The sequence below is a fragment of the Chryseobacterium candidae genome, assembly GCF_004916905.1.
GTDB lineage: Bacteria > Bacteroidota > Bacteroidia > Flavobacteriales > Weeksellaceae > Chryseobacterium > Chryseobacterium candidae.
Genome location: NZ_SDLV01000050.1, coordinates 1 through 24,036, shown reverse-complemented (window position 1 = coordinate 24,036; position 24,036 = coordinate 1). Strand labels below are relative to the sequence as shown.

General features: G+C 36.0%; 19 protein-coding genes. 14 read left to right on the top strand and 5 right to left on the bottom strand.

Features of this window, described 5'->3' with window-relative positions; all coding sequences use genetic code 11:
- Nucleotides 1-488 precede the first annotated feature (488 nt).
- From EK417_RS18840 to EK417_RS18830, 3 genes are all read left to right on the top strand, one after another.
- Nucleotides 489-3,119, top strand: coding sequence for a T9SS-dependent M36 family metallopeptidase (locus tag EK417_RS18840; protein WP_228457970.1), 2,631 nt, complete (start codon nt 489-491; stop codon nt 3,117-3,119).
- A gap of 126 nt (nt 3,120-3,245) precedes the next feature.
- Nucleotides 3,246-4,223, top strand: a complete 978-nt coding sequence (locus EK417_RS18835; RefSeq protein ID WP_076597119.1) for an EamA family transporter — start codon at nt 3,246-3,248, stop codon at nt 4,221-4,223.
- A gap of 89 nt (nt 4,224-4,312) precedes the next feature.
- Nucleotides 4,313-5,305: an alpha/beta fold hydrolase gene (locus tag EK417_RS18830; protein WP_136523027.1), complete on the top strand. Its 993-nt coding sequence runs from the start codon at nt 4,313-4,315 to the stop codon at nt 5,303-5,305.
- A 48-nt stretch (nt 5,306-5,353) separates the two neighbouring features.
- On the opposite strand, the gene EK417_RS18825 is transcribed toward EK417_RS18830, so the two are convergent.
- Nucleotides 5,354-6,496: a multidrug effflux MFS transporter gene (locus EK417_RS18825; RefSeq protein ID WP_136523026.1), complete on the bottom strand. Its 1,143-nt coding sequence runs from the start codon at nt 6,494-6,496 to the stop codon at nt 5,354-5,356.
- 75 nt (nt 6,497-6,571) lie between these two features.
- Between EK417_RS18825 and EK417_RS18820 the strand changes: the two genes are divergently transcribed.
- Together EK417_RS18820 and EK417_RS18815 are read left to right on the top strand one after the other, a co-directional pair.
- Nucleotides 6,572-7,354 carry an AraC family transcriptional regulator gene (locus EK417_RS18820; RefSeq protein WP_136523025.1) on the top strand — a complete coding sequence of 261 codons (783 nt, stop codon included), beginning with the start codon at nt 6,572-6,574 and terminating at the stop codon, nt 7,352-7,354.
- Nucleotides 7,355-7,502: 148 nt separating this feature from the next.
- Nucleotides 7,503-7,970: an SRPBCC family protein gene (locus EK417_RS18815; RefSeq protein WP_076597116.1), complete on the top strand. Its 468-nt coding sequence runs from the start codon at nt 7,503-7,505 to the stop codon at nt 7,968-7,970.
- A gap of 71 nt (nt 7,971-8,041) precedes the next feature.
- Here the strand turns inward: EK417_RS18815 and rplS are convergent, their stop codons facing one another.
- The gene (gene rplS / locus EK417_RS18810; RefSeq protein WP_002980648.1) at nt 8,042-8,398 is read right to left on the bottom strand and encodes a 50S ribosomal protein L19; all 357 of its coding nucleotides are present in this window, start codon (nt 8,396-8,398) and stop codon (nt 8,042-8,044) included.
- A gap of 294 nt (nt 8,399-8,692) precedes the next feature.
- Here rplS and EK417_RS18805 point away from each other — a divergent pair, with 294 nt between their 5' ends.
- On the top strand, nt 8,693-11,431 hold the full coding sequence (locus EK417_RS18805) for a fibronectin type III domain-containing protein (protein WP_136523024.1): 2,739 nt from the start codon (nt 8,693-8,695) through the stop codon (nt 11,429-11,431).
- A 210-nt stretch (nt 11,432-11,641) separates the two neighbouring features.
- Nucleotides 11,642-12,343 (top strand): CoA transferase subunit A, encoded by a 702-nt coding sequence (locus tag EK417_RS18800; protein ID WP_047376945.1) that lies wholly within the window; start codon nt 11,642-11,644, stop codon nt 12,341-12,343.
- A 48-nt stretch (nt 12,344-12,391) separates the two neighbouring features.
- On the opposite strand, the gene EK417_RS18795 is transcribed toward EK417_RS18800, so the two are convergent.
- A complete protein-coding gene (locus EK417_RS18795; protein ID WP_136523023.1) occupies nt 12,392-14,194 on the bottom strand; it encodes an ABC transporter ATP-binding protein in 1,803 nt (600 codons plus the stop codon).
- Between the two features lie 124 nt (nt 14,195-14,318).
- On the opposite strand from EK417_RS18795, the gene EK417_RS18790 reads away from it, so the two are divergent.
- Nucleotides 14,319-14,972 carry a CoA transferase subunit B gene (locus tag EK417_RS18790; protein ID WP_076597113.1) on the top strand — a complete coding sequence of 218 codons (654 nt, stop codon included), beginning with the start codon at nt 14,319-14,321 and terminating at the stop codon, nt 14,970-14,972.
- Between the two features lie 357 nt (nt 14,973-15,329).
- Here EK417_RS18790 and EK417_RS18785 read toward each other — a convergent pair whose 3' ends face one another.
- Entirely contained in the window at nt 15,330-16,145 is an 816-nt protein-coding gene (locus EK417_RS18785; RefSeq protein WP_136523022.1) for a DUF4197 domain-containing protein, read from the bottom strand.
- 232 nt (nt 16,146-16,377) lie between these two features.
- Here EK417_RS18785 and EK417_RS18780 point away from each other — a divergent pair, with 232 nt between their 5' ends.
- The 6 genes from EK417_RS18780 to EK417_RS18755 all read left to right on the top strand — a co-directional run bounded on the left by EK417_RS18780 (nt 16,378) and on the right by EK417_RS18755 (nt 22,875).
- On the top strand, nt 16,378-18,642 hold the full coding sequence (locus EK417_RS18780; RefSeq protein ID WP_136523021.1) for a glycoside hydrolase family 20 protein: 2,265 nt from the start codon (nt 16,378-16,380) through the stop codon (nt 18,640-18,642).
- 9 nt (nt 18,643-18,651) lie between these two features.
- A complete protein-coding gene (locus EK417_RS18775; protein WP_076597110.1) occupies nt 18,652-19,293 on the top strand; it encodes a Crp/Fnr family transcriptional regulator in 642 nt (213 codons plus the stop codon).
- Nucleotides 19,294-19,484: 191 nt separating this feature from the next.
- Nucleotides 19,485-20,279: a sulfite exporter TauE/SafE family protein gene (locus EK417_RS18770; protein WP_076597109.1), complete on the top strand. Its 795-nt coding sequence runs from the start codon at nt 19,485-19,487 to the stop codon at nt 20,277-20,279.
- Nucleotides 20,280-20,370: 91 nt separating this feature from the next.
- Nucleotides 20,371-21,792 (top strand): MBL fold metallo-hydrolase, encoded by a 1,422-nt coding sequence (locus EK417_RS18765; protein ID WP_136523020.1) that lies wholly within the window; start codon nt 20,371-20,373, stop codon nt 21,790-21,792.
- A gap of 4 nt (nt 21,793-21,796) precedes the next feature.
- Nucleotides 21,797-22,360: a YeeE/YedE family protein gene (locus EK417_RS18760; protein ID WP_076597107.1), complete on the top strand. Its 564-nt coding sequence runs from the start codon at nt 21,797-21,799 to the stop codon at nt 22,358-22,360.
- A 26-nt stretch (nt 22,361-22,386) separates the two neighbouring features.
- Complete coding sequence (locus EK417_RS18755; RefSeq protein ID WP_076597106.1) at nt 22,387-22,875, top strand: DUF6691 family protein; 489 nt, start codon at nt 22,387-22,389, stop codon at nt 22,873-22,875.
- Nucleotides 22,876-23,024: 149 nt separating this feature from the next.
- Here EK417_RS18755 and EK417_RS18750 read toward each other — a convergent pair whose 3' ends face one another.
- Entirely contained in the window at nt 23,025-23,696 is a 672-nt protein-coding gene (locus tag EK417_RS18750) for a hypothetical protein (protein ID WP_136523019.1), read from the bottom strand.
- Nucleotides 23,697-24,036 lie beyond the last annotated feature (340 nt).

Genomic DNA, 24,036 nt, shown 5'->3' with positions numbered 1-24,036 from the left:
TAAAGCTACTTAACATTCCCCCCAACTTTTGAGACTGATCCGTAAAATGTAATATGACCTTCAAAAACAAAAACTATAGGGTAAAATAGAAAAAACTGATTTCTGTTGGTGTCGAAAGTTTATAGAGGTTGTTTAAACTTTTATAATCATTATTTTAACCATAAAAGGCACAAAAGTTTTCTGCGGTATCATATTAAACTTACTTAAGTGAACTCAAGTGTTTTAAAATGAAACCTTTTGTGACTGTTGTGGTTTTGTATTATTTGTTAAACTAACTTATAGAGAGGAAATGTTTGTATAAAAAATAAATAATATGGCAAGCATAAGGTGGCAGGAATAAATATAATTCAAAGCTATCGTAATTAAGAAATATGTAAATTAATTTTATAGTTGTATTTTTTATTTTATAGATTTATTTTTTAATTTTTACTATAAAAATTATTAAAGTAATGTGAATTATTTGTAGATTAGCGGCTTTAATAATGGATATGAAAAACAAAGCTCTACCTATTTTATTTGCGGTATTTTCTGCATTTCCGGCAATATTGTTCGGGCAGGATAATGAAAAACTGATTAAAGATTATATTTCTCAAAATAAAATAAGGGAATATAAAAAATCTGATCTGAATAATATTATTGTTGATAATGTAGATCCTTCAAAATCATTGAATGGTAATGTTGTTAAATTTTTACAGACTTATAACGGTTTGCCGGTATACAGTTCTGTAGGAACAGCATTGATTCAGGACAATAAAATTGTTTACTACACAGATAATTTTGTAAAAGATTATACTGCATCTACATCAGGTACAGCTGCTATCAGTAAAAGTACAGCACTTCAAAAGATTGCTGAAGATCTGAAGAATCCTGATATTGCGAATTTCACTATTCTTGAGTATCTTGAAAAAACTCAGAAAAAAGCTACTTCAGCGAATCAAAGACTGGTATATGCAACTGATGAGAACGGAAACCTGCGTTTGGCATATGAATATACCTTAATGGAGCCAAAATCGCCTAATTACTGGAATATTGTAGTAGATGCCAATAATGGAAATATCCTGTTGAAAAATAATCTTACACTATCTTGTAATTTTCATCACGATGCTTATTCATCCGATGCAGAATATACCCACGCCGATCATTTTGAAAATACCTTGGCGGGGCCTCAGAATAATATAGCTCAGAATAATAATATTCCGTTGCTTTTACCTGATAATGCTTCATATAATGTGTTTCCATTGCCTATTGAGGCACCCACTTTTGGTTCAAGATCAATTATTAACAACCCTTGGATACTGAGTGCTTCTCCTGAAGGATGGCATTCTGACGGAACCAATCATTACACTATTACAAGAGGAAATAATGTTTTTGCCTATGAAGATTCGGCTGGAACAGCTTTAACAGCACCTGATTATCTTACAGGAACTCCGGCAGACGGAGGGGCAACAAGAAATTTTGATTTCCCTTTTAACATCAATGAAACTCCGTTAAACAACAGGAACGCTGCCATTACAAATTTATTTTATCTGAATAACAGAATTCATGACATTTTCTATAAATTTGGATTTACAGAATCTGCCAGAAATTTCCAGCAGAACAATTTTGGTAACGGACCTGTTGGAGGAGATGATGATTCTGTATATGCAGAGGCGCAGGATGGAAGCGGATTAAATAATGCGAACTTCTCTTCAGGGCAGGATGGTTATAATGGAAGAATGCAGATGTATCTTTGGTCTCCGGTTGGAAGAGTCTTTTTCTATAATGCACCAAGTGCGGCTGTAACTCGTACACCGGGAGCTGGAACTGCACAGTTCGGTAATCCATTACCTATGAACGGATTAACAGGAGATGTAGCACTTTCATCAGTTTTAGATGGATGTACGGCTTTACCTGCAAGTTCATTGACTAATAAAATAGGATTGGTTGAAAGAGGAACATGTTCCTTTGCTATTAAAGTAAAAAATCTTCAGGATGCAGGAGCTAAAGCGGCTATTGTATATAATAACGTTGCAAATGGCGCTACTATAGGAAATATGGCCGGTAATGATCCGACAATTACGATTCCTTCGGTACTTATTAACAATGCAGAAGGAGAATATATCAAAACTCAGCTTGCGGCAAGTACCACAGTAAATGTTACCTTAAAAGGAAATATGACTCCTGACGGAAGCTTTGATAACGGAATCGTAACCCATGAATATGGTCACGGAATATCCAACAGAATGACAGGTACCGGATACAACTGTCTGAATTCAGGAGTAAGTAAAGAGCAGATGGGAGAAGGATGGTCTGACTTCTTTGCTTTAATGCTGACTAACAAAGCTGGAGACGATGCAACAGTAGCGAGAGGTACTGGTACTTATGCAATAGGACAGCCTATTACAGGTGGCGGTATCAGACCTGCAAAATATTCTACAAATTTAACGGTTAACGGATTTACATACGGAAATACCAACGGAATGGAATACAATAACGGATCAGCAATTGTTCCGGATGTACACTCAATCGGTTTTGTCTGGGCAACAATGTTATGGGATCTTCACTGGAAATATGTTGAAAAATATGGTTATGCTTCAGATGTATTATCAGCGACACCAAACGGAAGTACAAAAGTATTACAGTTAGTAACAGATGCTCTTAAACTTCAGGGCTGTAATCCTAGCTTTATTGATGGAAGAAATGCAATATTGGCAGCTGAGATGGCAACTACTCAGGGACAGGATAAATGTATGATCTGGGGAGTTTTTGCAAGAAGAGGTTTAGGAGTGAATGCATCAGCAGGCGCTAAAAATAATATCAATGATCAGGTTCAGGACTTTAACGTTCCGGAAGCATGTTTATTAGCTACCAATGATGTAAAGGCAGATAAGAACAATAATATTTCTATCTATCCAAACCCGGCTAAAGATGAGTTCTATATCAAATTCCCAAGCAATACTTTAGGGAAAGTAAGCGTAGAACTGTATGATATGTCTGGAAAGCTGGTTTCTTCTGAAGATAAAATTTCACCGGATGCTAAGAAAGCAATTTCTACAAGTAATCTTGTCAACGGAACTTATATGGTTAAAATCAAAGGACTAGGTTTCGAAGCAGCTTCCAAAGTAATGGTTAAAAAATAATTTACTTTTATAATTAATCTCAAAATCGCCACAAGCTTGCTTGTGGCGATTTTATTTATCTATCACCATAACACTTCAGATAGGTTTAATTTATATGTTGTACCTTTGCAGGCTGTTAAAAAAATTATGAAGAAGAAAAATATACTAAAAGGTGTTTTATTTGTAGGGATTGGAGCTAGTATATACGGTATGTTGGCCACTTTTGTGAAAATGGCTTACCACGATGGTTTTACAACCTCAGAAGTAACTACTTCCCAATTCGTATTAGGTTTGACAGGACTTTTGATCCTCAACTTTATTCAGACCCTAACCTCAAAGCAGAAATTATCGCTGCCAAGTTCTAAAGAAGTAAGATTGCTCTTGCTTGCAGGAACTTCCTTGGGGGGAACAAGTTTATTCTACTATATTGCGGTACAATATATCAATGTTTCTATTGCTATTGTATTACTGATGCAGTCGGTATGGTTCAGTGTAGTGGTAGAAAGTATCCTTACTAAAAAATTACCCAACGCAAGAAAAGTGGTTTCTGTGGTTATCGTTTTGTTGGGAACAGTTCTGGCAACCAATCTTATTAATATGGAAATAGAACTGGACTGGCACGGAGTATTCTGGGGGCTTATGGCAGCCGCTTCATATACTTTGACGATGTTCACCTCTAATACGCTGGCTACTCATCTTCCGGTTTTCAGGAAGAGTATTATTATGCTGGCAGGAGGCTCAGTAGTGGTATTTGCATTTTTATTCTTTGCTCAGATAGGACCCATGTATTTTGATGGTTTAAAATCCTTATACCTGAATTTTACAGATAATACAGAACATATTCATCCCTTTAATTATTCAATATTCCTTACATATGGCTTTGTATTAGCCCTTTTTGGAACGATTATTCCACCCATCTTATTCAATGTTGGGTTTCCCAATGCAGGATTGGGACTTGGAAGTATTGTTTCATCACTGGAACTTCCGGTTTCTGTTACCATGGCTTTTGTTTTGCTGGGAGAGAAAGTATTTTTCATCCAGTGGGTAGGAATTGTCCTGATTCTTTTTGCGATTGTTTTGATGAATTTACCTTCAAAAAAAGAAAAAGATGTTTCAATGGCATAATTATATAAAAAATATTTAACTAAAAATAACAGTTGAAACCGCTCCAAAAGGAACGGTTTTTTTAATTTTAATCCCTAAAATAAAGTCTCATGAAACATATCAGAAATATAATGACCGCATTTGCTTTGTCGGTCTCTGGTTTTATATTTTCACAGATAAAGCCTCTGGATGCAATGCTTTCTGATTATCAATATCCTTATGAAGTACATTTTCTTAGTTTCAGGTCTCAGGGTGAAAATTTGAAAATGGCCTATATGGATATACAGCCACAAAAATCCAATGGAAGAACTATTATGCTTCTCCACGGCAAAAACTTTAACGGAGCTTATTGGGAAAGAACGGCTAAAGATCTTTCTGCTAAAGGATTCAGAGTAGTGATTCCTGATCAGATAGGATTTGGAAAATCTTCAAAACCTCATGCGTACCAGTTTTCATTTTCGCAGCTGGCAGAAAATACAAAAGCAGTTCTGGATGAACTGAAAATAGATAAAGCCATAGTACTGGGACATTCAATGGGAGGAATGATAGCGACCAGATTTACATTATTATACCCTGAAAAAGTACAGAAACTGATTCTGGAAAACCCGATCGGATTGGAAGACTATAAGACTTTTGCAGCCTACCAGACCATAGATCAGGCCTATCAGTCTGAACTTAAAAATACAGCGGAAACCTATAAAAATTATCAGCTGAAATTCTATTACGACAACAAATGGAAGGAAGAATACCAACCCTGGCTTGACTTAATTGCCGGATGGACACTTCATAAAGAGTATCCTCAGGTAGCCTGGGATGCAGCACTTACCTCAGATATGATTTACAATCAGCCGGTATGTTATGAATTTAAAAATATTAAAGTTCCCACATTGCTTATTATCGGAACAAGAGACAGGACAGCAATAGGAAAGGACCGGGCACCTAAAGAACTTCAGCCGAAAATGGGTCAATATCAGGAATTGGGAAAGAAAATCCAACGTGAAATTGCAGGTTCAAAGCTGGTAGAGATTGATAATGTAGGTCATCTTCCTCATATAGAAGTATACCCGAAATTTTTTGAAGCACTGTACAATTTTATACAGTAAAAGAATAAAAATATTTGAAACATTAAGTTTAATAAAAAATAGTTAAACTTAATGTTTCTTATTTTCAAAGAAGAATAAAGTACAAACTCCAATTCCTGAAAACAGCACACAGGAAATTCCCAGATTCTGTATAAATCCAATACTTACCAATCCTAAGCCTATCAGAACATAATAAATTAATCCTAATAAAGCACCGGCACTCCCTGTTTCGTTCTTATAATGAATCAATGCAGTACTTAAAATATTGGGAATCACAATGCTGAATGCCATCACAATGAAGAAATAGGGAATAATAAAATAAATTCCTGTACCTGCCAGAATCCAGATAAAAACAGAAGCAGCTAATGTGGAAAATGTACTCATTTTAATTAAATATTCAGGATGTATATTCTTCAGTAACAGAAATCTGTTAAGCTTTGCTCCTGCAAAGGTGCCACAAGCCAGTATTATACTGCTGTATCCAAAAACATAAGAGGAATAATGATTTTCTTTAAAGATAAATGGAGCGAGTGAATAGTATGAAAATAACAGAACATTAAAGCTCATGATCAGCAGGCAGCACCTGATGATTTCCTGGTCCCGAAACATTCGCATAAGTAAGCTCACCAAAACCTTCAGGTTAATTTCCTTTGTGAAATGATGAGTTTCTAAAATTTTTTTTCTGGAAAGTATTAAAAAAAGTATACTTATGATAAACAATGTAATAAATACACCTTGATGTCCGCCGGAGGAAGCCAGTATTGAACCTGTAATCATTCCTATTACTGGACTTATGGATAACCCGATTCCGATCCAGGAAAATACTTTATTGAGATTATCTTTGTCAAAAGTGTCTCTTAAAATGGTCTGCGTCACAATGGAACCTACAGAAATTCCAAATGCAGAAATAATTCTCGCTCCAAGAAGGATTATAAAATCAGGAGAAAAAACAGCAGTCAAAGTTCCGATTCCATAGGTGATTAGGCCGTATTCCAATGATTTTTTCCTTCCGATCCTGTCACATTGCACTCCCCAGAATGCCACACCCAGTGCAAATGCTATAAAATATAAACTGATTGTTAAGGTAACTGCTTCTTCATGTACTCGAAACTGTTCCTGTACCATGGGCAAAACAGGGCTGTAGATGGTTTCCACAAACTGCGGAAGCATCACAAGAACCGTCAGCAGCCAGATAGGATTTGTCTTTTTCATTTTTTTTATGCAAAGTTTACAAAAAATACTGTATATTTATAATGATATAAAAACAAAAAATATCAGAAATAGGACATGGCTGTGCTGAAACAAAATCAATACTTTGATGCAGATTCAATACCGGAAAAAGTAATTGGAATAGCTTCTGACATGGTGATGCATGACTCTGGTTTTCATTTTCATACAACAAAAGCCCAATTGTTATATGCGCCATCCGGCTGTATGACGGTTACAACTTCTGACAGACAGCTGGTTCTTCCTCCGTTCAGGATGCTTTGGATTCCTACCCGTAAAGTTCATCGAGTGAATTTCAGAAATATTGTGGCCTACAGATCCATTTATTTTGATGAAGATTATTCCAAAAAGTATATAAAACCGGATCTGAAAGTTCTTCATGTCAATACCTTGTTAAAAGAAATTATAGAAAGGATTTGTTGTTGGGAATGGTCAGCTCTCAAAAATGATCAAACCAATCTTTTAAAAGTATTCTGGGATGAAATGCAAAGGGCTCCGGAAGAAAAACTGACACTTACAATGCCACAGGACAGACGTTTTAAAAAAACAGTTGAAGAATGGACACAACGTTATTCCATGCCTCCAATGCTGAAAGATCTTGCAGCAAAAACCGGAGCAGTGGAGAAAACAATCAGTCGTATTTTTAAAAAAGAAACCGGACTGTCTTACCAGGATTGGAGACAGCAATGGCGGTTACAAAGGTCTATTGAGCTTTTGGTTGAAGGAAATTCAATAGGAGAGGTGTCGCATATCCTGGACTTTTCATCAGACAGTGCTTTTATTGAGTTTTTCAAAAAACAGACAGGCTCAACCCCTTTGCAGTATCTTATGAAGAATGAATAGTCTTTGTGCAGCTTATAAAAAGTACGATTGTGAACCGTGTCAAGGTTTACAACCTTGACACGGTTGGTGTCATACAATATTTCTTGTCCTATGAAAAGCATGATTCATAGTAAATTTCATAAAATTGTACTACCAATACAATAATTTTATGAAAACGATTAATACAAATAGTGTTGAGAATTACGTGCATATACTTGAGGTCAACACTACTGCAGATAAAGTACATTATGCTTTGACTTATGAAATTCCTCTTTGGTGGACTGAATTGTTTGAAGGTTCCTTTTCCGAGGTGGGAAATCTTTTCACTATAAGATTTGGAGATCAGATTCACAAAACAATGCGGGTAGAGGAATTAACTCACAATGCAAAAATTGTGTGGCTGGTTGAAGACTCATTAATTGCTCTTCCCGAATTAAACAACCAGACAGAATGGATCGGGACAACAATTGTCTGGGAAATAAAGGAAAAGAAAGAAATTATTCAGATAAAACTTACTCATATCGGCCTGAATCCGGATATTGAGTGCTATGAGATCTGCTCGGGTGGCTGGCTGCAATTTCTTGGCAGTCTGAAAAAGTTTCTGGAAACCGGAAAAGGAACTCCCTATAAAAAGTAAAAAAATATTGAAACAAAAAAAGAGACTGTTTATAAGTAAACAGCCTCTTTTTGTATGTATTGTTGTCTGAATTATTTCTTCTTGTAAGCAGCGTCTTTGATTCTTGCTTTCTTACCTCTAAGATCTCTGAAGTAGTAAATTCTAGCTCTTCTAACTCTACCTCTTCTATCAACTTCGATTTTTTGAAGTGCAGGCATGTTAATAGGGAATACTCTTTCTACACCTACATCACCACTCATTTTTCTGATAGTGAAAGTTTTTGTAGAACCAGTACCTCTTAATTGGATAACTGTTCCTTTGAAGAACTGAGTTCTGGTTTTTTGTCCTTCCTTAATTTCGTAATACACAGTAATTGTATCACCTGCTTTGAATTCAGGGAATTCTTTTTTCGCAATGTACTTGTCTTGTACGTACTTTAATAAATCCATTATTAATAAAATAAAATGTTAAAGCTAAGCAACTTACACGTTCTTCGTCAGAGGTTGAATAACAGGTTGCAAATGTACAAAATAGTTTTTGAATATTCCAAATATTTAATGTACTAAAAACTATAATTTTTTCATTCCGGTTTCGCTAAAAAATTAACGGTTTCTTTAAAGTACCATCAGACAGAGTTTATATGGGAATTCTACTTTTGCCCGAAGTAAAAAATCCGGATAACAGTTTTTTAAATTCCTGATTCACAACTTAAAACTATATGTTATTTTAAAATTAAAGCTATTATGAAACATTATTTTTTCTTTTTTTGTTTCGCGGTCCAGATGGCTTTCGGGCAGGCTTTGTATCCTTATTTACAAAACCCGACTTCGAATTCTATGATCGTCAATTGGAAAACAGCTTCCAATAATGAAACAACCGTAATCTACGGAGATTCTCCGGCAAATCTGAACGTGACAGTAACCGGAACTACCAATATCTTCTCGGATACCGGATACAACAACAATTATTATTATCACACCGCAAAGATTACCAACCTTCAGCCGAATACCAAATATTATTATAAGATCAAAACCGGAACCAGTGAGTCGGCCGTTTATAATTTCAGAACACTTCCTTTACCAGGACAGGCTGTAACTGCCAATGGAAAGATCCGTTTCCTTATTATGGGAGACAACCAGATCAAAGCAGAACCGAGGTATGATACACTTACTTTGAATGCCTATAAAAAACTAAAGGAAAAATTCGGGGCTACATCAGATCCTTCCGATAATATTGCGCTTACTTTTATGGTAGGTGACCAGGTAGACGTAGGTACATTGGACCACTATGAAAATGTTCACTTTAAAAAGAATATCAAATTATCACCTTATCTGCCTATTCAGACAACGGTAGGAAACCATGAAACCTACGGAACGATGGGAATGAATTCTTACTATGCCCATTTTTATATTGATGAAATCAGTTATAAAGGGATAAGTTCTGGAAATGAGAATTATTATGCCCAGCAGGCAGGAAATGTATTGTTTGTAAGTTTAAGTTCCGAACATACCGGATCAGCACAGCAGACATGGCTTCAGCAGATCTTAACGGCAGCCAACAATGATTCTACAGTAGACTGGATTATTTCTTTGAGCCACAGACCATATCAGGCTGAGCAGTATGTAGGCGATATTTCTACCTGGGTAAGAGAAAATGCTGTACCGCTTCTGGTAACTTCTGACAAATATCTAATGCATGTAGGAGCACATCACCATCTGTATCATAGAGGACAGCTTAAAAATACACCAAATTATCAGATTATTTCCGGAGGAACAGCCTGGGATCAATATTGGGGAATGTCTAATGAACAGGATTTTGATGATGTTCAGAAAACTTTGACAGACTGGACCTATCAGATAGTGGAAGTAGATGTCCCAACCGGAAAAGTAGATGTTGAATGTTATTCAATAGGCGGAGTTTACAACAAGAAAAACAATGTATTGGTAGATTCTTTTCACAGGTATAAAAATCAGCCTAAACCGGCAAAACCCTCCATTACAAATACATTCTCAGGTCCAATTACATTACCTTTAACATTGAATGGAAGTGCGTTTTCATCTTCTAACGGAGAACTTTTAAATACAACACAGTTCCAGATCAGTAAAGCCTCAAATTTTTCTGTGATTGAAAAAGAATTTTACCGCGATTTTGAAAACTGGTTCGGAAAAGACGGAAACGGAACTCCGGATAAAACCAAAAACCTGAATGATGGAGTAGACATCACAAAAGCAACACTGGCTGCGAATTCTATTCCCAACGGAATCTATTACGTAAAAACACGCTACAGAGACAGAAACCTGGAATGGAGTGACTGGAGTGATGTGAAGCAGTTTGAAATTACAGGAAGTGTGGTTTCAAATCCTACATTTACTTTAAACAAAACAGAATATGCCCAAAATGAAGCAATTACCGCTACATTTACAGGCGGTCCGGGAAATCAGCAGGATTGGGTAGGAATCTATAAAAAGGGACAAACTCCGGCATCTGCCACTTCACCAGGTTATATTTATACAAATGGACAGACTGCAGGAACAGTAACGTTCAATAATGGTCTGGCTAATAAAGGTCAGTATTTTGCAGGATTCTTTGCCAATGGAGGATATACGGAAATCACCCCTAGGAAAAACTTTTATGTAGGACCCAAAATACAGTTACAGACTACCGCTGATACGTATCCCGTAGGAGGAACGGTTGTCATCAATTTTACAGATGGTCCCAATTTACAAAAAGACTGGATCGGAATTTATAAAATGGGACAGACTCCGGGAACGACTGCCTCTATCAAATGGAGTTATGTAACAACTGCAGCCGGAACATTGAATTTTACAGGACTTCCAAAAGGATATTATTACGCTCAGTACTTATTGGAAGACGGATATAACGGAATCGGAGAGAAGGTATTCTTCAAAGTAGGAGATATTGTTACAGATCTTTGGATCAACAAACCGGTATATACTTTGGGTGAAAATATTACAGCTTCATGGACGGATTCTCCGGGAATCATCAAAGACTGGCTGGGAATCTATCCTCAAAGTGTTCAGATACCCGATGATAATTTTGTTTCTTATACCTATTTTGATGGGGTAACTCAGGGAACAAAAACCATTCAGGGAACAGCGGTACCAGCAACACCAGGAAATTACTACATGGTAATGTTTACCAATGATTCCTATACAGAAGTTTCAAACAGAGTACAGTTCCAGGTGGCTTCACCTACTTTGGGAACTGAAGAAACAAGAAGTACAGAGAAAAATGTAGTGTTGTATCCAAACCCAACCAAACCGGGACAACCTACTTTTATTAAAAGTGATTACCCGATTGAAAAAATTGAGTTGGTTTCAGCTTCGGGAGAATTATTGTATGTATCAAAAAATATCAATAACCAACGTTTCTCTTTGGTGAATGAAAATCTTCCGGCAGGCGTTTATTATGTAAAAGTACACGGAAGAAAACTGTTTACTTTAAAGCTGATTATTCAGTAAAGGAACACTTAATACAATTGTAATAGAGAGACTATCAGAAATGATGGTCTCTTTTTTATTTGTTGTGTTTTGAATGTAGTTTCATGATTGTTAGATGTTTAAATACATGAGGGTGGTGTTTTGAAAAAAAGTAAAATTCACTACTATTTCCGTTCACCGGATATCCCGGAAAATTTATTAAATTTAGCCAACAGAAAAATCTAATATTTCATGATAGATAAAAGAGTAAAAAATGCAAAGGAGGCCATCGAAGGAATTAATGATGGAATGACACTGATGCTTGGAGGATTCGGACTTTGCGGAATTCCTGAAAACTCAATCAATGCTTTGGTAGAAAGTGATGTGAAAGATCTTACCTGTATTTCAAATAATGCAGGAGTGGATGATTTCGGATTAGGATTACTGCTTCACAAAAGACAGATCAAGAAAATGATCTCTTCATATGTAGGAGAAAATGCTGAGTTTGAAAGACAGATGCTTTCAGGGGAACTGGATGTAGAACTTACTCCGCAGGGAACTTTAGCTGAAAAATGCAGAGCTGCCCAGGCCGGAATTCCGGCATTTTACACACCGGCAGGTTACGGAACTGAAGTAGCGGAAGGTAAAGAGGTAAAAGAATTCAAAGGAAAACCTCATATTCTGGAGCATGCTTACGATGCAGACTTTTCTATAGTAAAAGCCTGGAAAGGTGATCATGCAGGAAATCTTATCTTCAAGGGATCTGCAAGAAACTTCAACCATCCAATGGCGGGTGCTGCAAAGATTACCATTGCTGAAGTAGAAGAATTGGTAGAACCGGGACAATTAGATCCAAACGAAATTCATATTCCGGGAATTATGATTCAGAGAATCTTCCAGGGAGAAAAATTTGAAAAAAGAATTGAGCAGAGAACCGTAAGAACTAAAGAATAAGCTCAAACAATAAAAATAAAAGCGCTGAATATTTCATCAGCGCTTTTTTTATGCTTGAGGAGTAAGTGTTTTTCTTTCTCCGATCTGTTGCCTCCACATGGCGTAATAAAGTCCTTTTTCGTCAATAAGACTGTCGTGAGAACCGGTTTCTACAACCTGCCCGCGTTCAAGAACATAGATTTTATCCGCATGCATAATTGTACTCAAACGGTGTGCAATAAGGACAGTGATCTGCTCCTTTTCTTTTGAAATGTCCTTAATGGTTGTGGTAATTTCTTCTTCTGTAATACTGTCCAGAGCAGAAGTAGCTTCATCAAAAATTAACAGATGAGGTTTTCTTAAAAGAGCTCTGGCAATGGCAATTCTTTGTTTTTCACCGCCGCTCAGTTTCAGACCACCTTCACCGATAACGGTTTCAATTCCTTTTTCGGCTCTTTCCAGCAATGCGGTACAGCTTGATTTTTGAAGAGCAATTGCCAGTTCCTCCTCAGTAGCTGAAGGATTAACGAAAAGCAGGTTTTCTTTAATAGTTCCCGCAAATAGCTGGGTATCCTGCGTTACAAAACCAATCTGGTTTCTCAGTTCATCAAAATCAAATTCCTTTCCATTGATTCCATTATAAAAAATATTCCCTTCCTGGGGTCTGTATAATCCCACCAGCAATTTCACCAGGGTACTTTTTCCGGAACCGCTCGGTCCTACAAAAGCAATGGTCTCACCGTTTTTAAGATCAAAAGAAATGTTATTTAAAGCTTTGTACTGAGCAGACTGATGTTTGAAAGAAACATGTTTGAATTCCAGTTCTTCAATAGCTCCGATTTGTTTCGGATGAATAGGTTTTTCTTCTACTTCTTTTTTCATCAAACGGTCAAAATTCTGAAGAGAAGCTTCTGCCTCACGATAAGAAATAATAATATTTCCAATTTCCTGCATAGGCCCGAAAATAAAGAAACCATAAAACATCAGAGATAAATACTGACCTGGCGTGACAATATTTTTAAAAATTAAAAATAAAAGGGTCAGAGTAATCAACTGCTGAAGAAAATTAACCATGGTTCCCTGAATAAAACTCAGAGAACGGATGCTTTTCACCTTTCTCAGTTCAAGGCCAAGAATCTTATACGTATTGTTATTTAAACGGATCACTTCCTGATTGGTTAATCCTAAACTTTTAACAATCTCAATGTTTCGTAGGCTTTCAGTAGTGCTTCCGGCTAAAGCTGTGGTTTCAGTCACAATATTTTTCTGAATCACTTTTATTCTCTTGCTCAATAAATTGGTGACAATGGCAATAAAGAAAATACCACAGATATAAACCGGCATAATAGACCAGTGTAAGCGGATCGCATACACGGAAACGAAAATAATACTTACCAGAATTCCAAAGAATATATTGATGAAATTTGTGATGAATTTGACCGTATCTTCTCTTACCTTCGTCAAAATAGATAAGGTTTCACCACTTCTCTGATCTTCAAATTCCTGATATGGCAGCGCCATAGAGTGCTTTAAACCGTCTGTAAATATTTTCGCTCCAAACTTTTGAGTGATCACACTTACTACATAATCCTGAAAGGCTTTGGCAATTCTGCTCACCATTGCTGTTCCGATAAGCAGTCCCAAAAAATAAAAAGCTCCGTGATATACAGAACTTCCGTATAAATATTCATTCAGGTTTCGGGGCAATAGCTTTTCTTTATCAAAAAAGTTGGGATGAGTAACCAGCTGATCAAGGATATTTCCTGTGATCGCCGGAGCAAATAAAGAAAAAACCTGGTTGATAGTAGCCAAAAATAAAGAGATGATTATCAGCCACTGATAGGGTTTAAGATATCTAAAAAGTATTTTCATTCTGTTAAAAAATAATGAAACAAATTTACAGATATTATTTTAACTAACAGTGTTAATTGTTGAATACAACAAACCCCTTTTGTATTCAAGTGAAAATAATTAAATTGCAGTCTAAGTTTTTATTATGCTTACAAAAGAACAAATTGCCAAAAGAATTTCAAAAGAACTGAAAGATCGTTATTATGTAAACCTGGGAATTGGGATTCCTACTTTGGTTGCCAACTATGTTCCGGAAGGTATTTCCGTAGAATTCCAGAGTGAGAATGGAGTTTTGGGGATGGGACCTTTCCCTTTCGAAGGAGAAGAAGATGCTGATATTATCAATGCCGGAAAACAGACTATTACTATTCTGGAAGGAGGTTCATTCTTTGATTCAGCCTTCAGTTTCGGGATGATCCGTAGTCAGAAAGTAGACCTTACCATTCTTGGTGCCATGGAAGTTTCAGAAAACGGAGATATTGCCAACTGGAAGATTCCCGGGAAAATGGTAAAAGGAATGGGTGGCGCTATGGACCTTGTAGCTTCTGCTGAGAATATTATCGTTGCCATGATGCACGTAAATAAAGCAGGCGAAAGCAAAATCCTTAAAAAATGTACACTTCCCTTAACTGGCGTAAACTGTGTGAAAAAAGTAGTTACTGAATTAGCTGTTCTGGATGTAACTCCGGAAGGATTCAAGCTGGTAGAAAGAGCACCGGGTGTTTCAGTAGAAGATATTATTAAAGCAACAGAAGCTGATTTGATTATCGAAGGAGAAATTCCTGAAATGCAATTTTAATCTGATACAATATAAAAGTTCCGGCCTCACAAAGTGAGGCCGGAACTTTTATATAAGTGACATCGGAACTCGCCGCGTTAAAAAACTAATTCCTGTGAACGGTAAGAAAATTCTTTTGTCCGAAGCGCGAGGCAAAATCAGAACCGATAAAGAAATAATGATTCGCGAAAGTTGAGAATTTTTAGAGAACAGGACTTATTTTTAGTGAAGAAATCCAGGTCTTGAACTTTTGTTTCTTTTGTTTGACTACGTCGAATCTTCGATTTCAAGACAAAAGAAATTAGAGTAAAAAAAGCTGTTTCATCATTGAAACAGCTTTTATATCTAAATGGTTGGTATGCAAATCTAACATCTCATTTATTTCCCATCCTGAGCACCAAATACCTTCTGCAAAATACTTGTAGTTCTCATGGCAGGTGTATTTCTGATTCCGCTCTCTTTGTCTGCCACCATTTTAAAAACTCCGTTTATGGTTTCTGTAGTAACATATTCATTAAGGTCTGTTGTTACAGCCTGCCCTGTAAAAGTATTATATTTTGAAATCAGATTTTTCCAAAGTGTATCAGCACCTACTTTACCTAAAGAAGCTTTTACTTTAGGTTGAAAGGCATTGAATAGTTGAGTCTGGGTTTTTCCCTGGAGATAGTTGGTTGCTGCATTATTACTTCCTAATAAAATGTTTTTAGCATCTGTAATAGTCATAGAAGTAATAGCGTTTGTAAAAATAGGTGCAGCTTCTGTTACGGCATCTTCAGCCGCTCTGTTTAATAATTTTATTCCTTCATCAGCAAGGCTTCCCATTCCGATTGAACGTAGAGTTGTATCAATTTTTCTTAATTTTTCAGGCATTAAAATCTTTACCGCTTCATTTTTGAAAAAACCATCTGTTACGGCCAGTTTTTTTACTCCATCCGTTACACCCATGCTTAAAGCCTCTTTTAATCCTGAAGAAATCTGACCGGAAGTAAGGTTTCCAAGGTAGGAAGATGAAGGGTTGGAACCAGAAGTTGTAGTGGTAGTTTTAGCAGGAACTGCTGCGGCATTATTTTTTACCGGAACATTCAGATCTACACCGGTCTTATCTTTAACAGCAGATTTTATGATATCAAAAATTTGTGCCTGAGCTGAGAAAGAAAATAATAAAGCGGTTGCCAGAAAAATGTTTTTTTTCATCCTGTTTTTTTTACAAATTTAACCCTTTAATTTTTTTAAGGCGACTAAATTGATCAAAAAACACACCATAATACACTGTATTGAATAGAATAATTTCTAGACAGAATGGTGAACAATTGTAAATTATTCATTTTATATGAATCTAAACAATTGAAAGTATTTAATTTGTTTTTAAAAAGGTTCAAAGAGTTTTTAAAAATAATTATCTTAGCTCAAACCTTAACCCCATCTAATGATACGGACTTTTTTAGTATTTTTTGTATTGATTTCAAACGTGATTTTTGCTCAAAATAAATTAAATGTAATTCCTTACCCTCAAAAAGTTCAACTTTTACAGGGAGAATTTTTAATTCCCAAATCCTTCGTATTAAATGGGAATCTTCCGAAAGAAGAAACGGATTATTTCAAAAAAAGAATAGGCTCACAGTTAAAATTTCAATATGCTCAGAAGGGTGATGATATTCATTTAACGAATTCTATAATTTCTCCTGTTTCGGGAGGAGAAGCTGAACAGAAGAAAGAATACTACTCGATAGAAATTTCTCCAAAACAAATTCATATTAAGTCTTATACTAAACAAGGGTATTTTCTGGCGCTACAGACATTGGCTCAGATTTTCGAACAATATAAAGAGGTAGGGAAAATTCCTGCTATGAAGATCGAGGACCAGCCTAAATTTGCCTGGAGAGGAATGCATCTGGATGTCTCCCGCCATTTTTTTACCGTGGATGAAGTAAAACAGTACATAGACTATCTGGCGATGTATAAACTGAATATTTTTCACTGGCATTTAACGGATGATCAGGGATGGAGAATTGAAATCAAAAAATATCCAAAGCTTACTCAGATCGGCTCAAAACGTAAAGAATCCATGATTGGAGCTTATGTAGATCATACTTTTGACGGAAAACCTTACGGACCTTATTTTTATACACAGGAACAAATAAAAGATGTAGTAAAATACGCTCAGGACAGACACATTACTGTTGTTCCGGAAATTGAAATGCCGGGACATGCATTGGCAGCTTTATCAGCATATCCTGAACTGGCATGTACCAAAGGACCTTTTGAACCTGCTACGAAATGGGGCGTTTTTGATGATGTTTTCTGCCCTAAAGATGAAACCTTTGCCTTTCTTGAAAATGTTTTGGATGAGGTCATCAAATTATTCCCTTCACGATATATTCATATTGGCGGTGATGAATGCCCGAAAACAAGATGGAAGGAATGTGCACACTGCCAGGAACTGATTAAGAAAAATAATTTAAAAGATGAACATGGTTTGCAAAGCTATTTTATTCATCGGATTGAAAAATATGTTAACAGCAAAGGCCGGAAAATCATTGGCTGGGACGAAATTTTAGAAGGTGGATTAGCTCCTAATGCAGCAGTAATGAGCTGGACAGGTGTGAACGGAGGTATTGAAGCTGCAAAATCAAAACACTTTGCTGTAATGACTCCTGGTTCTTTCTGTTATTTTGATCACTATCAGGGAGATCCGCAGTCTGAGCCTAATGCTTTTGGAGGATTTACTCCTTTGGAAAAAGTCTATTCCTACAATCCTGTCCCTTCCGAACTGAATGCAGAACAGGCACAATATATTATGGGAGTTCAGGCTAATCTGTGGACGGAATATATTTTAGATTTTAAACAGGTACAGTATATGATTTTCCCAAGATTAATGGCGCTTTCTGAAGTGGGATGGGGAACATCGGATCCTAAAAATTATAAAGAATTTGAAAACAGAGTGATCAGCCAGTTTAAAGTTCTGGATGATATGAAGGTAAATTATGCGAGAAGCATTTATAATATTACAGGAAAAGTAATTCCTTCCAATAACGGAATTGCTTATGAGCTTTCAACTTCGCAAAATCCGAACGGTATCCGATATACGCTGGACGGAACAAACCCTTCTATCCATTCTGAGAAGTATCAGAACGCAGTTCAGATTCCTAATTCTTTAACAGTTAAATCAGCCTATTTTCAAGACGGACAATTAAAGAGTGCTGTTTCTTCGCAGCAATTTATAATTTCAAAAACCACAGGAAAAAACATAACCCTAGAGCAGCAACCGAGTGAAAACTATTCTTTTGGAGGAGCTTTCACCTTAGTAGACGGAATTATAGGAAATGTAAAACAGCTGGGTAAAACATGGCTGGGCTTTCAGGGGAAAGATGTGGTGGCAACCATAGATTTCGGTCAGAAAACAGCTTTTTCAGAAGTGTATTTCAATACCCTTGAGAATAAAGGAAGCTGGATTCATCTGGCTAAATCTGCTAAAATTTTTGTTTCTGACGATAATAAGAATTTTAAACTGATAAAAGAAATCGAAACCTCTGAAATTCAGAAAGCCAATGGAAAAATTAAAGTGAATGTAGGAACGCAAAATGCGAAATACCTGAAAGTAACTATTGAAAATGCTGGTATTATTCCGGCAGGAAATCCCGGAGCAGATTCCAAAGCATGGTTGTTTGTTGATGAAATTGGTGTAAATTAGAATAAAAAAATGCAGGACGACACTATACTTTCTTCCGAATTCTCATCGTCGCCAGACCTGGTAGAAAAGCTGTATCAGTATGGTACAACCAAAAATTACCATGAAGGAGACATTATTTTAGATGAAAATGCTTCCATTCGTTCCATTCCTATCGTGATGAAAGGAATGCTGAAAGTGATCAGAACAGAAGAAGACGGACGTGAAATTTTATTGTACTATATCAAAGCCGGAGAAAGCTGCATCATGTCTTTTCTGGGGGGCATGCACAATGAAAAAAGTATCGTAAAAGCGGAAATTGAAGAAGACGCGGAAATACTGTTCTTACCGATAGATAAAGTATCTTTATTCATCAGGGAACATCCGGAATGGCTGGACTACATTTTCAGATTGTACCATAAAAGATTTGAAGAACTACTGGATATTATCAATGCCATTGCTTTCAAAAAAGTAGACGAAAGACTTCTCAATCTGCTGCAGAAAAAATCCGGACTTACAGGTTCTGAAACCATTAATACCACTCATGAGCAGCTGGCTAACGAGCTGGGAACGGCAAGGGTAGTGGTTTCCAGACTTCTCAAACAGCTGGAAGAAGACGGAAAACTAAAATTGGGCAGAAATAAAATCACTCTTTTGAAAACCCTCAACTCATAATATTCCCCTCAATCACATAAAAGAAAGACATATTCTCCTCCTCCGGATAGTTGGCAATAATTCAAAAAAAAATGATGAGCTGGCCAACCTGTCATTGCGAACCAAAGGTGAAGCAATCTCCTTATGTAACAAAAGTAGCTGTAGGCTTCATCCCACATTCCCATTTTTGCATCAGAATTATTTGAATAGAAATGGAAATTATAGGATATACAGCCGCAATTTTAATTGGAATTTCTCTAGGTTTAATAGGAGGTGGAGGAAGTATTCTCACTGTTCCCGTCCTTGTTTATCTCTTTGGTGTCGATGCTTTTCTGGCAACAGAATATTCACTCTTTGTAGTGGGAATTAGCAGTTTGGTAGGCTCTATGTCGTACTTTAAAAAAGGATTGGTCAACTTTAAGATGGCGTTGATATTTGGAATTCCATCTGTTATTTCCATCTTTCTGACCAGAACATATCTTCTTCCTTTGATTCCTCAGGAAGTATTTAGAATACAGGGTTTTAGTGTTACCAGGAATATTTTTTTATTATTGGTTTTTGCAGGCTTGATGATTCTGGCTTCCTATAAAATGATAAAAAAAGATTCCTCAAAAGAACCTTTAGAAAGTATTCCGAATAATAATAACGCTTTTCTGGCAGCCGGACAGGGTTCTGTAGTCGGTGTTCTGACCGGATTGGTAGGAGCAGGAGGCGGCTTTATGATTATTCCGGCATTAGTCAATCTTTTAAAGATTCCCATGAAGATTGCAATAGGAACTTCATTGGTTATTATTTCTCTCAATTCTCTGATCGGCTTTTTTTCTTCTGTAAACCACATGAAAATAGAATGGAAACTTCTGATTTCTATTACAGCCATTGCCATAGCAGGAATTATAATAGGCTCACAATTATCCAGAAAGATTGACGGTAAAAAGCTTAAACCTGCATTCGGGTGGTTTATCCTGATCATGGGCATTTATATTATTACGAAAGAAATCTTCCTTTAATGTTCTTATGTAACAAAAGTAGCTGTACAGGAAAAAGGAAAGCAGGAAATTTGTATCAGATAACAGAATAAAAAATAAAAAATAAAATATAATGAAAATAGAACAGATTTATACAGGATGCCTTGCTCAGGGGGCTTACTATATTACCTCAGCAGGAGAAGCCGCAATTATTGATCCTTTAAGAGAAACCCAGCCCTATATTAACAGACTGAAAGAAGATGGAGTAGAATTGAAATACATCTTTGAAACTCATTTTCATGCAGATTTCGTAAGCGGACACCTGGATTTAAGTGATAAAACCGGAGCACCAATTGTTTATGGCCCGACAGCCCATCCAGAGTTTGATGCCATTATTGCAGAAGATCAGCAAATATTTACCATAGGAAATAGTAAAATTAAAGTTCTTCATACACCTGGACACACCCTTGAAAGCTCATGCTATCTGCTGATTGATGAGAATGGTGATGAAAAGGCTCTTTTTAGTGGTGATACCTTATTCCTTGGGGATGTTGGCCGTCCAGACCTCGCGCAGAAAGCAGCAAATATGACCCAGGAAGAACTGGCAGGACTTTTATATGATAGTTTGTATAATAAGATTTTGCCTTTAGATGATGATATTACGGTGTATCCAGCTCATGGAGCCGGTTCAGCATGCGGTAAAAACATGCAGAAAGAAACGGTAGATACATTGGGAAATCAAAAAAGAACCAATTATGCCCTGAATCAAAAGGACAAACAGAGTTTTATAAAAGAAGTGACAGATGGACTTTTACCTCCGCCAGCTTATTTCGGAATGAATGTGATGATGAATAAGAAAGGATACAGTAGTTTTGATGAAGTTCTTTCAAAAGGGTTGCACGCTCTTTCTCCAGAACAATTTGAGGAAATTGCTGAAGCTTCAGGTGCTTTGATATTAGATGTAAGAAATAACCGTGATTTTGCCAAAAGTTTTATCCCGCAGTCCATTAATATAGGATTGGACGGTGATTTTGCCCCTTGGGTAGGAGCCTTAATTGCTGATGTCAACCAGCCTATTCTGCTCGTTACTGAAAAAGGATCTGAAGAAGAAGCGGTAACGAGGTTAAGCAGAGTAGGATTTGATCATATTTTAGGTTTCCTGGATGGAGGTTTTGAAAGCTGGAAAAAGAACGAAAAGGAAACAGACCTTGTCAACCGTATCTCAGCAGAACAGTTTGAAACTGAAATCAAAGAAAAAGAAGCAAAAATCATTGATATAAGAAGAGAAAGTGAATACAATGCAGAACATATTCATGACGCATACAGCAAACCTCTGGCCTATATCAATGAATGGATTCATACGATAGAGCCAACAGTACATTTCTATATGCATTGTGGAAGCGGCTACAGAAGTACAATGGCAGCAAGTATCCTGCAGGCAAGAGGATACAGAAATTTTTCAGAAATTGAAGGTGGATTTAATGCAATTGCCTCTACAAATGTTCCTAAAAGTGATTTTGTGTGTCAGACTAAAATTTTAAATACATTAGATTAAAAAAATGCTGGAGATTATAAAAGAACCCTGGCCGTGGTATATTGCAGGTCCGTTGATTGGGCTTACTGTGCCTGCCTTATTAATTATGGGAAACAAATCATTTGGAATCAGTTCCTCACTGAGGCATATCTGTGCCGCCTGTGTCCCTGCCAATGTGAATTTTTTTAAATACGACTGGAAAAAAGAAGCCTGGAATCTGTTTTTTGTCCTGGGAATTTTCTTCGGAGGAATGATTACTGCTCATTTTTTGGTAAACCCGAATGAAATAACAGTGAATCCTGATCTGAAAGCTGAACTGGCAGGCTACGGAATTACAGATTACAGCAATCTGGTTCCGTTACAGCTGATGAATTTCGAAAACCTGTTGACCCTTAGAGGATTTATCTTGATGGTTGTGGGAGGATTTTTGGTTGGCTTCGGAACAAGATATGCGGGCGGATGCACCAGCGGCCATGCCATTATGGGACTTTCCAACTTACAGTGGCCGTCTTTGGTGGCGACAGTCTGTTTCATGACCGGTGGATTTTTAATGGCAAACTTTATACTGCCTGTCATACTTTCGCTATAAGTATAATTTAAAATGAGAATTACATTATGATCAAAGAAAAAGAACACGATATACGCCACCAGGATGCTGTTTGTGTAAACGAAAGTACCCTTACTCACAAATGGTATCACAACCTGAAATATCTTGCTGCAGGAATTATTTTCGGAATTATTTTCGTGAAAGCAGAGGTGATCAGCTGGTTCAGAATACAGGAAATGTTCCGTCTGCAGTCTTTCCATATGTACGGAATCATTGGAAGTGCTGTATTGGTAGGAATGATTTCAGTAGGACTGATTAAAAAATTCAATATAAAAACAATTTATGGAGAACCTATTACACTTACCCCTAAAAAGTTTAATAAAGGTCAGATTTATGGTGGACTGATTTTTGGCTTTGGCTGGGCGATTACAGGAGCCTGTCCGGGGCCTCTTTTTGCTCAGATCGGAACAGGAGCTTTTGCAGTATCTGTTACCCTGCTGAGCGCTGTGGCCGGAACATGGGTATATGGATATTTCAGAGATAAACTGCCTCATTGATATCTTATCTTATAAAAAAGACTGCAGAAAATAATCTGCAGTCTTTCTTTCTAAAGGTTTTAAACATACATATTAATTAAGGCATCTATATACTATTTTACACCAATCATAATCAAAGAAAGAACTCAATATTGAGTTCTTTCTTTGATTTATTTCAATAACAATTTGACTATATTATCATTTAGATAATTATTAAATATCTCTATGTTTTCTTTGTAATTAACTTTTGTTTCAAATTGTATTATCCTCTTTTGTATCTGTTCTTTTAGATCATTATCGTTAATTCCTAAAATCATTTTATTCAAATCACCTGATAAATCTAGTGATTCAACTAATAAAGTATTTAAAAAGTAATTTTGAAATTTTAAAAAATCTATTTTTTTATTTGAATAGCTATTTATTTCTTCTGTTTTAGAGTTAATTATCTCAACCACTTTTTCATATAAATTCATAAATCCCTTATCATAATCTTCTTCATTTTCTCCTTTTCCGTCTAAAAATAATTTTATAAACTTATTTCTTACTGAAGAATCTAAATCATCCAATAATAAAGTAAAACTTGAATATTTTATATCATGTAAAAACTTATTTCTAAAAACCATTAATAACTCTACAATGTATAATTCATCTTTATCCAATACATCTATATCATAAAGTAAATCAATTTTGTTTTTGAAGCTTATACCAGCCTTATTTCCAAAATTTTTGGTCTTAGATTTATCTGTAATTAATAAATATCTTAATAATAATTCATTAATTGCATTTTCAACATTTAATGAGCAATGAACTATTTTACTCCTTAATACTAAATTAATATCCATAATTGTTAGTTTTTTTAAATATAGTGGTTTAAAATGATTTAAATTTTTTTTTAGTTAAACAATAGTATATAAGAAATCTTATAATTTTATATACTATGGACAAATTTTTATACTTATTATTTAAAGTCAAATTCCTATTTAAAGCCTTTGTTTATCTTGATTATCTTATAAGACGAAGAAAATTAATACCTTTTAAAAAGTTAATTCAAACAAGATTTGAATTAACTAATGATAGAAAAAGAATCGTTATGTCTTATCCTGATTGGAATTGTAAAATAATTGTTGCTTTTTATAGGTAGTGTCTCACTAACTGTGTAAGTTAAAAAATTATTCTGGAAAA